The sequence below is a fragment of the Brachybacterium sp. JB7 genome, assembly GCF_003335205.1.
GTDB classification, from domain to species: Bacteria; Actinomycetota; Actinomycetes; order Actinomycetales; family Dermabacteraceae; genus Brachybacterium; species Brachybacterium alimentarium.
Map to the genome: position 1 here is coordinate 247,267 of NZ_QPGN01000002.1, position 13,358 is coordinate 260,624.

At 72.0% G+C, this 13,358-nt stretch carries 10 protein-coding genes; 5 read left to right on the plus strand and 5 right to left on the minus strand.

The annotated features are described in order from the left end of the window. Positions 1 to 88: 88 nt before the first annotated feature. On the plus strand, positions 89 to 1,486 hold the full coding sequence (locus CIK81_RS03480; RefSeq protein WP_114355376.1) for a hypothetical protein: 1,398 nt from the start codon (positions 89 to 91) through the stop codon (positions 1,484 to 1,486). 35 nt (positions 1,487 to 1,521) lie between these two features. Here CIK81_RS03480 and CIK81_RS03485 read toward each other — a convergent pair whose 3' ends face one another. The 3 genes from CIK81_RS03485 to CIK81_RS03495 form a co-directional block, all read right to left on the minus strand. After that, positions 1,522 to 3,201 (minus strand): DUF4232 domain-containing protein, encoded by a 1,680-nt coding sequence (locus CIK81_RS03485; protein WP_114355377.1) that lies wholly within the window; start codon positions 3,199 to 3,201, stop codon positions 1,522 to 1,524. Positions 3,202 to 3,349: 148 nt separating this feature from the next. Then, entirely contained in the window at positions 3,350 to 4,138 is a 789-nt protein-coding gene (locus tag CIK81_RS03490; protein WP_096164701.1) for a fructosamine kinase family protein, read from the minus strand. Between the two features lie 113 nt (positions 4,139 to 4,251). Then, on the minus strand, positions 4,252 to 5,394 hold the full coding sequence (locus tag CIK81_RS03495; RefSeq protein ID WP_114355378.1) for a phosphotransferase family protein: 1,143 nt from the start codon (positions 5,392 to 5,394) through the stop codon (positions 4,252 to 4,254). A gap of 173 nt (positions 5,395 to 5,567) precedes the next feature. Here CIK81_RS03495 and CIK81_RS03500 point away from each other — a divergent pair, with 173 nt between their 5' ends. From CIK81_RS03500 to CIK81_RS18815, 3 genes are all read left to right on the plus strand, one after another. After that, positions 5,568 to 6,488 (plus strand): sulfite exporter TauE/SafE family protein, encoded by a 921-nt coding sequence (locus CIK81_RS03500; RefSeq protein ID WP_096164699.1) that lies wholly within the window; start codon positions 5,568 to 5,570, stop codon positions 6,486 to 6,488. Between the two features lie 397 nt (positions 6,489 to 6,885). Beyond that, on the plus strand, positions 6,886 to 7,545 hold the full coding sequence (locus CIK81_RS03505; RefSeq protein ID WP_199586250.1) for a DinB family protein: 660 nt from the start codon (positions 6,886 to 6,888) through the stop codon (positions 7,543 to 7,545). Between the two features lie 5 nt (positions 7,546 to 7,550). Further along, positions 7,551 to 8,678 carry a GNAT family N-acetyltransferase gene (locus tag CIK81_RS18815; RefSeq protein ID WP_338065758.1) on the plus strand — a complete coding sequence of 376 codons (1,128 nt, stop codon included), beginning with the start codon at positions 7,551 to 7,553 and terminating at the stop codon, positions 8,676 to 8,678. 329 nt (positions 8,679 to 9,007) lie between these two features. On the opposite strand, the gene CIK81_RS03520 is transcribed toward CIK81_RS18815, so the two are convergent. Continuing rightward, entirely contained in the window at positions 9,008 to 10,144 is a 1,137-nt protein-coding gene (locus tag CIK81_RS03520) for an arginase family protein (protein WP_241963916.1), read from the minus strand. A gap of 43 nt (positions 10,145 to 10,187) precedes the next feature. Between CIK81_RS03520 and CIK81_RS03525 the strand changes: the two genes are divergently transcribed. After that, the gene (locus CIK81_RS03525) at positions 10,188 to 10,979 is read left to right on the plus strand and encodes an IclR family transcriptional regulator (RefSeq protein WP_096197024.1); all 792 of its coding nucleotides are present in this window, start codon (positions 10,188 to 10,190) and stop codon (positions 10,977 to 10,979) included. Positions 10,980 to 11,249: 270 nt separating this feature from the next. Here CIK81_RS03525 and CIK81_RS03535 read toward each other — a convergent pair whose 3' ends face one another. Further along, complete coding sequence (locus CIK81_RS03535) at positions 11,250 to 13,031, minus strand: cytosine permease (protein ID WP_114328907.1); 1,782 nt, start codon at positions 13,029 to 13,031, stop codon at positions 11,250 to 11,252. Positions 13,032 to 13,358: the final 327 nt, after the last annotated feature.

Here is a 13,358-nt window from a genome sequence, read left to right on the forward strand (position 1 = left end):
TCTGTGACCTGGAACACCACCCTCTCGCTGAGAATGGTTCTCAGGAACTGTTAGTGTTCCTTTCATGCATCAGATGAGAACCATTGTCATGAAACGACGTGCTGTCGCCCTGCTCGGCGCGGGCGTGCTCGCGCTGTCCGCGTGCGGCGGCCCGAGCGGGGGCGCCGCCGACGAGGGTGCCTCCGACGGCGGCGGCGAGGCGGCTCCGACCTCGGACCGCACCGAGGTGGGCGCGCTGTCCCCGCGGATCGTGCTCGCCCACGACGGCGGCGTGACCACCCTCGACTCCTCCGACGGCAGCACCCTCGGCACGGCTGACGTCGACGGCTTCGTGCGCCTGAATCCCGCCGGGGACGGCCGCCATGTCGCAGTCAGCGCGTCGGACGCGATCACCATGTACGACACCGGCCTGATCTCCCAGGCCCACGGCGACCACTTCCACTACTACACGCAGGATCCGGCGCTCACCGAGCTGTCGCTCGACGCCCCCATGCCCGGGCACGTCGTCCCCCACGGCGATCGCACCGCTCTGTTCGCCGACGGCACCGGCGGCATCACCGTGATCGACCCGAGCAAGCTCGCCGACGGCGACCTCGGCGTGGTCGAGGAGACCGCCGCAGCCGATCCTCACCACGGGGTCGCGGTGCCGCTGTCCGATGGTGGGCTGCTGCGCACCGAGGGCACCGAGGACGAGCGCCACACCGTCCAGGTGCTCGACGCCGACGGCGAGGTCACCGCCGAGACCGACGACTGCCCGGGCGTGCACGGCGAGGCCGCCGCCCAGCCCACCGAGTCCGGCGACGTCATCAGCCTGGGCTGTGAGAACGGTGCGGTGATCTACCGCGACGGTGAGTTCCACAAGGTCGACATCGAGGGCGACTACGAGCGCTCCGGCAATCAGAAGGGCCATGAGGACTCCCCGATCGTGCTGGCCGACCGAAAGGTCGAGGCCGACCCCGAGGGCGGCATCGAGCGCCCCACCGAGATCGCCCTGATCGACACCCGTGACGACACCGAGCAGATCGTCGACCTCGGATCCGAGTACTGGTTCCGGTCGCTGGATCGCGGACCGGATGGCGAGGCCCTCGTGCTCACCACCGACGGCGAGCTGAACATCCTGGACCCCGAGTCCGGCGACATCCTCCACGAGGTCCCGGTGACCGAGGAGTGGAGCGAGCCGGACAACTGGCAGGAGGCCGGCCCGATGATGTCGGTGGCCGACGGCACCGCCTTCGTGGTCGACCCCGAGGCCAAGAAGCTCACGATGGTCGACATCGCCAGCGGCGAGGTCTACCGCGAGCTGGACCTGCCCGTGGTCCCGCACGAGATCCAGGTCGCCACCGGCACCGCCTCGGGCGAGTACGAGATCACGCCGGGCGCGGATGACCACGACGACCATGACGAGGACGCCGACCACGACGAGGACGCCGACCACGCCCACGACGAGACCAGCGATGGCGGAGGCCACGAGGGCCACGACCACTGACGTCGCCGCGTGCCTGCCCCGCCGGACTGAGCCTCTCAGCCTGCCGGGGCAGGCACGCGTTCCCAGGGGCCGACCTCGATCACGGCTCCTCCGGGCACCCCGGACACGAGATCGAAAGGCGCTTCCCCGGGCCCGACCTCATCACGGGCGGCAGCGGCCGGGGCGTCGTCGCCCGATCCAGGAGTCTCCGGATCATCGCTCCCGGAGCCGGAGAGGTCGACGGACTGGGGCGCGCCCCCGGGCGCGAGGCGCAGGGTCAGGGTCTGCGGGGTCTCCTGATCGGCGGCGGTGCGATACCCGGGCCAGTACAGCAGCGATCGCGCGGAGTCGCCGGGGCGGAGTCCGATGCCGTCCTCCGGCTGCTCCGTGGCCTCGAGGTGCGTGAGGGGCTCCGGACGCAGGGCGATCTCCTCGCCGCCCTGCGTGAGGGTCAGCTCCGGGGTGCCGCGCACAGCACACGCCTCCTCGCCGTCGTTCGTCGCGGTGAGGGCGCCGGCCGAGTTGCCGGTCCACCAATCCCAGCCGCCGGCGCTGATCGCCAGGTTCCCGGCGGCGCATTCGGGCAGGTCAGAGGCGTCCATGGGAGGGGAGGACTCGGGATCCCGGGGCCGGCCCGCAAGCGTCCCGTCCGCCGTTCCCTCGCCCGAACCGGTCGAGCCGTCGCCTGACGTGCTGCCGCCGTCGGCCGATCCGTCGCTGTCCGATCGCCCGCCGGGGCCCACCTCCGTGCCCGCCCCCTCGGGGGCCTCGGACCTCGCCGCGTCGACCCAGGCATCGTCGGCAGGTGCGTCGACCGGCCAGGCCGCCCGCACCCCGAGCGCCAGCAGTGCGACGACGGCGAACGCCGTGACGAGCCTGCCGGCGTCGGGTCGTGCGGGCACCGGCCGGGCAGCACCGCCGGACGCCCTGCTCTCCACGGCTGCCTGCCGGGGGAGCAGCCGGCCCGTCACGACCGCCCCGGCGAGCACCAGTGCGCTGAGCATCGGGATCCCGCGCAGCGGGGCGGCCACCACCAGCATCGTCACCACGAACGCCACCGGGTGCAGGCATACCAGCCCCAGCACGAGCAGCGGGCCGCCCGTCCCGGCGCCCGCCATCCAGTACGCCGTCCGATCGGACGCTGCGCCGGGCCGCATCCAGCGCCAGGCGCCGCCCGCGGCCACGGCGACTGCGACGCCGGCCCCCGCGAGGCCCATCGGCCGCGACACAGAGATCGCCAGCCATCCGGCACCGACGAGCAGTGCTCCGGCCAGGAGCATCACGCCGAGCAGTCGCCAGACCCCGGTCGCACGGCGCCCGCGCGGCGTGGGAGATGGCGGTGCCGGTGCCGGTGCCGGTGCCGGTGCCTGTGCCGGAGCGGGAGCCGACGCCGGGGCGTCGTCGGTGCGGAGCACCGGCTCGGGGGCAGCGACGGAGGGGGCAGCAGGCACCGGACGAGCGGGCACGGCGAATCCTCCTACCAGCCAGCCGAGGACCGCGGCGACACCGGCCCCTGCGGAGACGCCGAGGTAGTGGCGTCGGGCGTCGATCCAGAGGTCGGTGCAGGTGGTGTCATCGCAGTCGAACGCCCACGCCGGAGGATCGCCGAGGTGACTCGCCCAGAGGCCCACGCAGATCAGCACCGCCAGCGCACCGACGCACAGGGTGAGCGCGATGGCCCAGGGCGCCGGCCGCAGAACGGCGAGGGCGCGGCGGGGCGGGGTGGGGCTGGGCACGCTCGAAATCTAGTCGAGCGGGCCGGCGCCCACGCTCAGCCGGGACGGATCTGCACGATGCGCGCACCGATCCTGCACGCTGACGAGAATGCGGCGCTCAGAAGCCCAGCTGACTCGGTAATCCCACTGGTTCAGGAGCCCAGCTGGTTCAGAAGCCCAGCTGGTCGGCACGGGCGGTGATCGCCTCGGCCGTGGCGATGGCCTGGTCCACATAGGCCTCGCCGAACAGGTGGACGTGCGCGAGCAGGCCGAAGAACAGGTGCGCGCAGAGGTCCTGCTCCCAGTCGCCCGGCATCGGGTGCTCGGCCTCGTATCCCTCGAAGATCTCCTCGAGGAAGGGCGCCCCGAACAGGGACAGCATCGCGAGGTCCTCGAGGCGGTGCCCGCCGTGCGCGGCCGGGTCGATGAGGGTGGCGCCGTCCGCCGTCCACAGCAGATTCCCGGACCACAGGTCACCGTGGACTCGAGCGGGCTCTTCCGTGCCCTGCCCGCTGATGCCGTCGAAGGCGCCGTCGGCGATCACGTCGATCGCCTCGTCGATGGTGTCGTGCCCGTCGGCACCGAGGGTGCGGGTGATGCGATCGGCCAGCGGTCGCAGGCGGTCCTCGGACCAGAAGTCGGGGAAGTCCTCGTGCTCGGCGGTGGCGACCTCGAACGGGCTGTCGAGGGGACCGAACCAGGCGGTCGGGGCGGGGGACCAGCCGAAGCTCTGCGCCCCGGCGTCGTGCAGTCGGGCGAGCTGCGCACCGAACTCGCGGGCGGCGTCGGCCGAGGGTGCGACCTCCTCCAGGCGCTCCAGTCGCAGGAAGTCCTTGCCCTCCTCGAGCACCGGGACCACGGGCACCACCTGCGGCTCTGCCAGCCACTGGAGGCCGGCGGCCTCCGCGGCGAAGTAGCCCTTGGGGGCGTTCGGTCCGTTCTTCTCGAAGTCGCTCATGGCCCCACCGTACGCAGATCGCTCCGCGTGGCAACCGAGGTCGGTCCCACCGTGGTGCGCGCCGCAATGCGCGGTGGAGCGTGGGGCGGGCCGTGCGCGGCCGCGGCGAGATCTCAGGCGGGCAGTCCGAGCTCCTGGGCGAGGGTGCCGCGCAGGATCGGCAGCACCCGACGGTGCAGGGATCGGGTGGAGGCCCGGGAGGCGACGTGCACCAGCATCGCGGTGCGCTCGTACGCGATCCATGCCCGCATCCGGTCGCGGAGGGAAGCTGTGTCCGCGACCGAGGCGGGCAGCTCGCCGGCCCGGCTGCGGGCGCGCACATAGGCGTCGACGAACGCGGTCACCTGGTCCGGGTCCAGCGGGACGTACCAGGGCCCGCCGTGCACCGCGCCCCCGATGATCGCCAGGTCACGGGCGGGATCATCGCCCTGCGCCCACTCGAAGTCGATGTATCGGGCCGTCGGGCCGCCCGCCCCGTGCTCCCACAGGATGTTCGTGGCGCACAGGTCGCCATGGGCCAGCACGAAACCGTCCAGAGCGGCGAGGTCCTGCTCGATCGTCGCGACCCGGGCGAGCGCCGCCTCCAGGAAGGGCTCCAAGCCGTGCTCGGCGATCACCGGGCCATGCGCGCTGCGCCAGGCAGCGACCTCCTCCTCCACCTCGGTGAGCAGGGACTGCGCACCGCGCGGCACGGCGGCCCATGGATCCGGACCGAGCCCCACCGGGCCCCGCCCGGGGGCGGGGACGGAATGCAGACGGGCGAGGACGTCGGCGTGGGCGGCCAGCTCCAGGTCGGTCCAGGCCTCCGGGGCGGCCGCCGTGCCGGGCACGTCGGATGCCACCACGAACGCGTGCCCGATCGGGCTGGTCGCGGGGTCCTCATGGGCTACGACCGGTGCAGGGCCGACCGATGCGGGGAGCAGGGACAGCGCCGCGATCTCCTGGCCGAGGTCCTGGGTCAGCTCATCCGGTGCGACGTGGGGGACCCGCACGATCACTGCTGCGCCGCGCTGGGGCACCACGCGCCAGGCGGCGAAGCGCTCGCCCACACCCGCGAGGGAGACCTGCGCCTCGCCCGACGGGGTCACAGCGGCCGATTCGGAGCCGTCGCGGCCGGGCCCGCTCGGAGCCAGCTGGCCCGTACCCGTCGGCCGCAGCAGGGCTCCGGCGCGCCAGGCCTCCCGCAGCTGCTCGCCCAGGGCGGGCGAGGCCGGATCCAGCAGGGCCGCGGAGCGGCTGGACGGTGAGCGGACCACATCGACTCCTGGGGAGACGGGGGAGAGGGGGTCTCGATCCTACGGGGGAGCGGGCGCGAGCACCCTCGGACTCCGCGTACCGTGGGAGGGTCCTGATCACTGTCGCGACCGGCCGCCGTGAAGCACCGCCGACTCCAGCCGCCCGTCGCCCTGCACCCTCGAGGAGTTCGTCCATGGAGCTCGCCCTGCTCGCGATCGGCGTCGGCATCGGTGTCGGCATCGTGGTCGGTGCGCTGGGAGCGGGCGGCGGCATCCTCGCGGTGCCGGTGCTGGTGTTCCTGCTCGGCATGCCGGCGCACTCCGCGACGGCCTCGAGCCTGATCATCGTGCTGATCACCGCGCTGGTGAGCCTTCCCCACCATGCCCGGCACGGGAACGTGGAGTGGAGGAGCGGCGCGGTGTTCGCCGCGATCTCCGTGGCCGGTGCCGTCGTCGGCTCCCGGCTCTCCGCACTGGTTCCGGAGCAGGTGCTGCTCACGCTGTTCGGGGTGCTGCTGGTCGCGGTCGCGTTCGCCATGCTGCGCCGCGCGCTGCGCACCCGGAGCGAGGAGCGCGCCGAGGCCGCCGCCCACGGCTCTCGCGGGGCCGACGCCGAGGCGACCGTCGCGATCCACGATGATCCCGTGCTGGACCAGCCCGGCCCGGACACCACCGAATCGGCCGACGGCCTGCTGCACCATCACGGCGAGGCCGAGCTGCCCACCACCCCGACCCGGCCCGCCTCGCCCCGGCTGCCGCTCGTCATCGCGGCAGCCACCCTCACCGGGCTCCTCACCGGTTTCTTCGGCGTCGGCGGCGGCTTCATCGTGGTCCCGATGCTGGTGATCGCCCTGGGCCTGGCCATGCGCCGCGCCTCCGGCACCAGCCTGCTGGTCATGGTGATCGCCACCGCCGCGAGCCTGCTGGCACGCGTGGGCACCGACGTCCAGATCGACTGGGCCACCACCCTGATCTTCGCGGCCGGCTCCGCAGCGGGAGGCATCGTCGGCGGCCCGCTGTCGGCGAAGGCCCGCGCCTCCACGCTGACCCTGCTGTTCTCCGGGCTGCTGGGCGGCGTCGCCGCGGTGACCCTGGTCCAGACCCTGCTCGTCTGATCCGGCTGGGGCGCGGGGCGCGGGGCGCGGGGCGCAGGGCGCGGGGGCGCGGTGGAAGCGGTGGAGCAGGGAGCAGGCGGGTGGGAAGCGGGCGGGCGAGGTACTTGGGGAACAGCGAGCAGACGACCGGGAAGCGGGCTGGCGAGGTACCAGGGGAGCGGCAGTTCTACCCCGGCGAAATAGGCGTTGAGAGCCCGCTATTCCGCCTCTTCGGACGGGGTGCTCGGGGTGGAGCACTGTCGGGCCGGCGCGTGCTTGGCCGCCGAGCAGCGTGCCGGGCGGTGCGGGCGCCGAGGCCGAGGGAGGAGCTCAGCTCCACCATGCTGCACGCCTCGCCGGGCCCGCGGCGCGGAGAAACCACTGGCCGCTGGAGGGAGCCCGTGGAAAGGTGCTCACCATGAGCACTCCCGACGACTCCGCCACCTCGACTCTGCCCTCGTCGCCCGATGCCTCGTCCCCGGACTCGGCGTCCGACACCTCGACTCCGCCCTCGGCGTCCGACACCTCGTCCGCGGCCCCATCGCCCGCCATCTCGACCGCGCGCTCGCTGCCCGCCACCCGGGTCGACCCTCCGCCGATGGCCGGCGAGCGGGAGTCGCTCGACGCCTGGATCGAGTACTACCGCGAGACGGCACTGCGGAAGATCGACGGGCTGGACGCTGAGCAGCTGTGCACCAGGTCGGTGCCGCCGTCGGCTCTCAGCCCGATCGGGATCATCCGCCACCTCACGGACAACGAGGCCTACTGGCTGCGCGAGGTCCTGCTCGATGACGAGCAGCCTGATCCGCACTGCAGCGAGGACAATCCCGACGGGGATTTCGAGGACATCGAGCCCGCCACCGCGCTCGCCGATATCGAGGCCTACCGCCAGGAGCTGGACGCCACCCGCGCCGCACAGGCGAGCTGGAGCGACCTGGACGGGCCGGTGCGGGGACTGCGCCACGGGGAGCACGTCAACCTGCGCTGGATCCTCACCCACCTCATCGAGGAGTACGCCCGCCACCTCGGGCATCTCGACCTGCTGTGCGAGGTGATCGACGGTCGTACCGGAGAATGAGCGCCATGCCCGCTGTGCCGTTCCCGCCTGCCGTGCCCTCCACACCAGTCACACCCACCACACCAGCCTCACCCTCCTCACCCGCGACACCCTCCTCGCCCGCCTCGCCGTCCTCACTCACCTCGCCCGCCTCGCCGCCGCGTCGTCCCATCCGGCCCGATCAGGTCACGCTGACCCTCCTCGCGGCGGATGACGCCCCCGCGCTCGCGGAGCTCGAGGCACGCAATCAGGACCAGCTGCTGGTGGCCGCGCCCGCACGGGAGGAGGACTGGTGCACCGAGGTCGCGCAGCGCACGGCGATCGCACACGCCCTCGCCGACCGCGAGATGGGCCGCAGCCTCCCGCTCGCGATCCGGTTCGAGGAGGAGGGTGTGACCAGGCTCGTCGGCCGACTCAACCTCTCGGGCATCACGCGCGGCGCGTTCGACTCCGCCTCGCTCGGCTACTGGGTCGACCATGCCGTCACCGGTCGCGGAGTCGCCACCGCGGCGGTGCGCAGCGCGATCGCCGTGGCGTTCGGCGGCCTCGGACTGCATCGGATCCAGGCCGAGGTGAAGGTGGGCAACGACGCCTCCTGCCGCGTGCTCGAGCACTGCGGGTTCGCCGAATACGGTCTGGCGCCCTCCTACCTCCGGCTCGGCGGGGAATGGTCGGACTGCCGCCTGTTCCAGCTGGTCGACTCGCGGTGGCGGCCGACGGGGTCGTCGATGCCGCCTGCGACCGAAGGGACTGTCATCGGCCCGGAGGTGCCGGCGCTGCAGGAGACCCTGGACCTCTACGGGGCGGTGGGCTGGGGCGCCTACACGGACGAGCCCGCCACGCTGATGCGTGCACTCGCCGGCAGCGCCCGTGTGGTCACCGCCCGACGCGACGGCCGCCTGCTGGGCCTCGCCCGGGTGATCGGAGACGGCGCCACCATCGTCTATCTGCAGGACGTGCTCGTGCACCCCGATGCACGACGGTCAGGAGTCGGCCGACGCCTCGTCGACGCGGCCTTCGCACCCTTCGCCGACGTGCGCCAGCAGGTGCTGCTCACCGATGCCGAGCCGGGCCAGCGAGCTTTCTACGAGTCGCTCGGGTTCACCGAGGTCCACGATCACGAGCCGGAGCTGCGCTCCTTCGTGCGCCAATAGCGGCGGTCGCGGGGGCGTGGGGACCGCAGCGGTCCGGGGTGGCTCGGCGGTCGCGGGGGTCGCCATGCTCGGCCAGCGACGGTCCGCTCGAGCCAGCGCAGGTCTACCCCGGCGAAATAGGCGTTGAGAGCACCCCTATTCCGCCTATTCAGGAGGGGTGCTCGGGTTGGGGCAATGTGGGCCAGCGCGGAGTTGGCTCGGCGGGGTCCGAGGTGGTTCGGTGCTGGGTGCTGGGTGCTGGGTGCTGGGTGCTGGGTGCTGGGTGCTGGGTGCTGGGTGCTGGGTGCCGGGTGCCGGGGAGAGCGCGCCAAGCGGTGCGGGCCAGCGGCTCAGGCGCTCCCGCCGACGACCGTGCGCACGGCATCGTCGATCAGTCGGGCTGCGGCGCGAGCGGTGCGCCCCTCGATGTCGAGGGCGGGGTTCAGCTCCACCACGTCGAGCAGGGCGAGCTTCCCGCTGCTGGCCGCAGCCTGCACTGCCGCGGCGATCAGCGGTAGCGGCACCCCGTAGGCGGCGGGGGCGGAGACGCCGGGAGCCACAGCTGCCGGAAGCACGTCCAGATCGATGGTCAGGTACAGGATGTCCAGGTCAGCGGCGAACTGCGCGACGAAATCGCGGATCCCGTCGGCACCGGCTGCCAGGCACTGCTCATCGGTCCACCACTGCACGCCGAGCCTCCGCGCCGTGGCGAAGAGGGCGCCCGTGTTCGACGGCTCGGCGATCCCGAGCACCGCGTAGTGCAGGGTGCGCTCGGCGGCCTCCTCGGCCTCGGCCATCTGTGCGAAGGGCGTGCCCGAGGTGGGCTGCGGCTCGTCGCGCAGGTCGAAGTGCGCATCGAGGTTCAGCACTCCCCAGCGCCGCTCAGCGCTCGTCGTCCCGGGATCGGCGGCGCCCGCAGCAGCGCCAGTACCAGGGCCAGTACCAGTGCCAGCCCGAGTGTCGGTACCAGTGCCAGCCCCGGTCCCAGCGCCAGTTCCCGTGCCCGTACCCGCTCCCGGGCCCTTTCGGGAGCCGACCAGCCCCAGGTAGGAGGACCACGCCGTCTCGTGCCCGCCGCCGAGCACCACGGTCAGGCGGGACCCGGGGCGATCGAGGGCGCGGGCAGTGAGCTCGGCGGCCGCGGCCTGACCGGCCTCGAGCTCCTCGCCGAGCGTCACCGCGTCGCCCAGATCGTGCAGGCCCACCTCGCCGCGGGCGAGCGGACCGTGCAGGGCGAGCGGTGCGAGCGCCCGGCGCAGGGCGACGGGCCCCTCGGCGGCTCCGACCCGGCCCTGATTCCGGCGCACTCCCTCCTCGGAGCGGAAGCCCAGCAGCGCGACGTGGGGCTCGGCCGCGGGCTCGTCGGCCTCGTCGTGCCCGTGCAGCCCCATGACCTGCACCAGCTGGTGCCAGCGGGCGTGCTCGGGGCCGTCACCGTCGTGCCGCCCGGACCAGTGTTCGGCCATCTCGGCAGGTGTGGTCGTCATCGAAGCTCCTCGCGTCATCGTCCGGATGGCATCCTGAACCATCATGGCACCCCCGAAAGTCCCGGCGGCCGACGCGACGCTGCGTCTGCTGACCTTCCTCGCCTCGCGGCGCACGCCGATAGCGGCCACCCGCATCGCCGAGCAGCTCGAGCTGCCGCGGTCGCGCACCTACGATCTGCTGGCGACCCTCGTCGAGCACGGATACGTCATGCATCTGGGCCAGGAGCGGCTGTACGGGCTGGGTCCGGCCGCCTACGAGCTCTCCGGCGCCTACCTGCGCCAGGAGCCGCTCGCGCGCATCGGCCGACGGGTCATCGAAGCGATGGTCGACGAGATCGGGGAGTCCGGCCACCTCGCCGTCCTGCATGGTCGGGACGTGCTCTACGTCGTCGAGGAGCGCGCACGGAATCGGCCGAGCCTGGTCACCGACGTCGGCGTGCGGCTGTCCGCGCACCTCACCGCGAGCGGCCGGGCGATCCTCGCCGAGCTCCCTCCCGCGCAGCTGCGCGCCCTGTTCGGCCACCGCGACGACTTCACCTCCCGCACCGCGGCGCCCGTCCCGGAGACTCCTCGTGATCTGCGCGAGCTGCTGGTCACGGTGCGCGCGGACGGTATCGCCCACGAATCCGGGGAGGTCACCGACGAGCTGGGCTCATTGGCCGCGGTGGTGCGGGACCACAGCGGCTGGCCGGCGGCCTCCGTCGCACTGACCTTCGTCGAGTCGCAGGTCGATGAGGAACGGCGCCGGCGGCTCGCCGCGGTGGTCCGGCGCGCGGCCGACGAGATCACGCGGCGCCTGCTGGGCCGCCGGATCGCTGCTGATCTCCCCGAGTGATCTCCCCGATTCGCCTACTCAGGGGTAGCCCAAGTGTCAGGATGAGCGGCTTGCCCTGTCTGCCTCATCTGTCCTATCTGGTCAGGCGGCGTGACCGAGCCTCCGCCGAGCTCGGCGGCATCGACGACACCAGCCCGCATAGACGCACAGCGTCGTGCGAACACCCCGAGGCCCCCTGGAGCCCCCGGGAGTTCGTCGTGTGCAGCACCGGCGCGCTCACGCACCGGGAAGAGCTGACCACCTGGGCGTCGCGAAGCTGCTTGGCCATCGCTACGGGAGCCGCGGGCTCCTTGCGGACGAGGGGCCATCGTGGACGGCGAGGGCTTGCCTGGCATGCGCTTTTCGTCGGCGCAGCTCCCAGTAGGCGGCGAGGAAGTAGAGCACCGTTCCGACGGCTGCGATCAGGAAGAACCGGTCGCGATGCGCTTCGAAGGTCGCCAGATCCGGACTGGAGAAGAGGACGATGAGGGCGTCCGCGAAGATCACGACGAGGACGATCATCCAGACGACCCTGAGCACTCTGGTCAGCGTCCGGCGGTCCCGCGTGTCGACCTCGGAGGGTTCCTCGCGCGCCTGCTGGGCATGGAACACCTCCACCCGCTCCGCGAAGAGCTCGTCGGCAGCCTTGCCGTCGGGATACGGCTCGGCCGCTCCCATCAGCTTGGCGAGCACGACGTAGAGGACCACGCTGAGGGCCCAGGCGGGCGGGAAGAGGAAGTACACGGGGACGAGACCCATGACGAGCACCACCGCCGCGGCGGCCAGCGGGATCCCCCAGGCCAGCAGTGCGGCGACGTTCTGCACGCCCTTGTAGCGAGCCCAGTACCGGGTCATCCCGAGCCTGGGCAGGAGCCAGTACTCGGCGAAGAGGATCCCGCCGATCGGCACGAGCGCGATCCCGGCGTAGGTCACGAGGTTCAGGTAGCCCCGGTAGATGAACGGGAAGACGGCCGCGACGACGACCACGCCCCCGACGATCAGCGTGACCTTCGCCCTCGAGAACTGAGGGAAGACCCCCTGACCGGCCAGCCCGGCGCGGTACAGGTTGGCGTTGGCCGTGGTCCATCCGCCGACGACGAGAACGACGAAGCCTGCGTAGCCCAATGCCTGCAGCGCGACCTGCCCGGGTTCGAGGACCGTGATGCTCTTCATCGTGATCGCGGCAGTCGCCGCGCCCATGAAACCTGCCGAGATCCAGGCCATGTAGTGGCCGAGGAACATCCCGGTGGCGGACATGTACCCGTACCAGCTCTTCTTGGCGTACCGGAACAGCGACATGTCGATGAGGCCGGCGTGCGCGAAGGTGTTCGCGGCCCAGGCGTACCCGATCACTCCCAGCAGGCCGATGCCGTCTGCGCCGTCCGGGGTCTTGCCCGTGAAGACGGTGTCTCCGCCGATGGCGATGAAGTCGCTCCATCCCGACATCACGGTGGTTCCGAGTGCTTCGTCGGCGACCCTCGGAATGAGGACTATGCCCCCGGCGGCGAACATGACCATCAGCCATGGCCCGCAGATGCTGGCGAACTCGGCGAGCGCATTGAACCCGAAGGCCGCGACGAGCACGGCGACGACCCCGAAGACGATCGCGAGGACGATGAAACCCACGCTGGTGGGATACGCCTCCGTCTGCGCGGGGAAGTCGAGGATCAGACGCAGTGCAGTCGCCGAGACCGTGATCATGGCTGCGGAGATGATCGCGAAGACGACAGCGTTCAGGCCGTTGTAGATCTTGGACGTCATCCCCCCGGCGACCCGGTCGAGGAAGGTGTAGACGCTGAGCCGTGTCCGAGTAGCGATCGGCGCGGTGAGGAACCGGTAGCTCAGCACCGCGAGCAGATTGCCGACGGCCAGACCGATGAGGACATCCCAGATCCCGGCGCCGAGGATGACGAAGGTCGCGCCGAAGACGAATTCCGTTCCTGCGACGTTCTCGGCCGCATACAGCCCCGCGAAGTGGCCTGCCCCGTGCAGCTCGTGCTTGCCGGCCGGGAGCTGTTCGGAGTCCATCCGGGCGATCTCCCGATCGACCTCATCCGGTGTCTTCCGTGACATCAGGTTCGCCTCCACGTCTTCAGCGTCCGTCGTCCTCGTCGGTGACCATGCTCGCGTCCGTAGCGTCGAACACCGTCGTGATGTTCCGGCGAGCCGCTCCCGGCTCGTCGTGGTGCGTGGCGAATGGCCCTGTCGTCGAGCGTTCACGCCGGAGTTCCCGCCGCGCTGGGTGCCAGGATACGTGCGCGGCGGTCGAGGGGGTGCGGACACCTCGTCCGGCGCGGTCCGTCCCTGCTGGTAGCGTGCGCCGCACCGTTTCTCCACCGTCATTCCCGAGGGAAGGTTCCGGCCATGGTCACTGAGGGCGAGCAGGAGCGCAGGGACGAA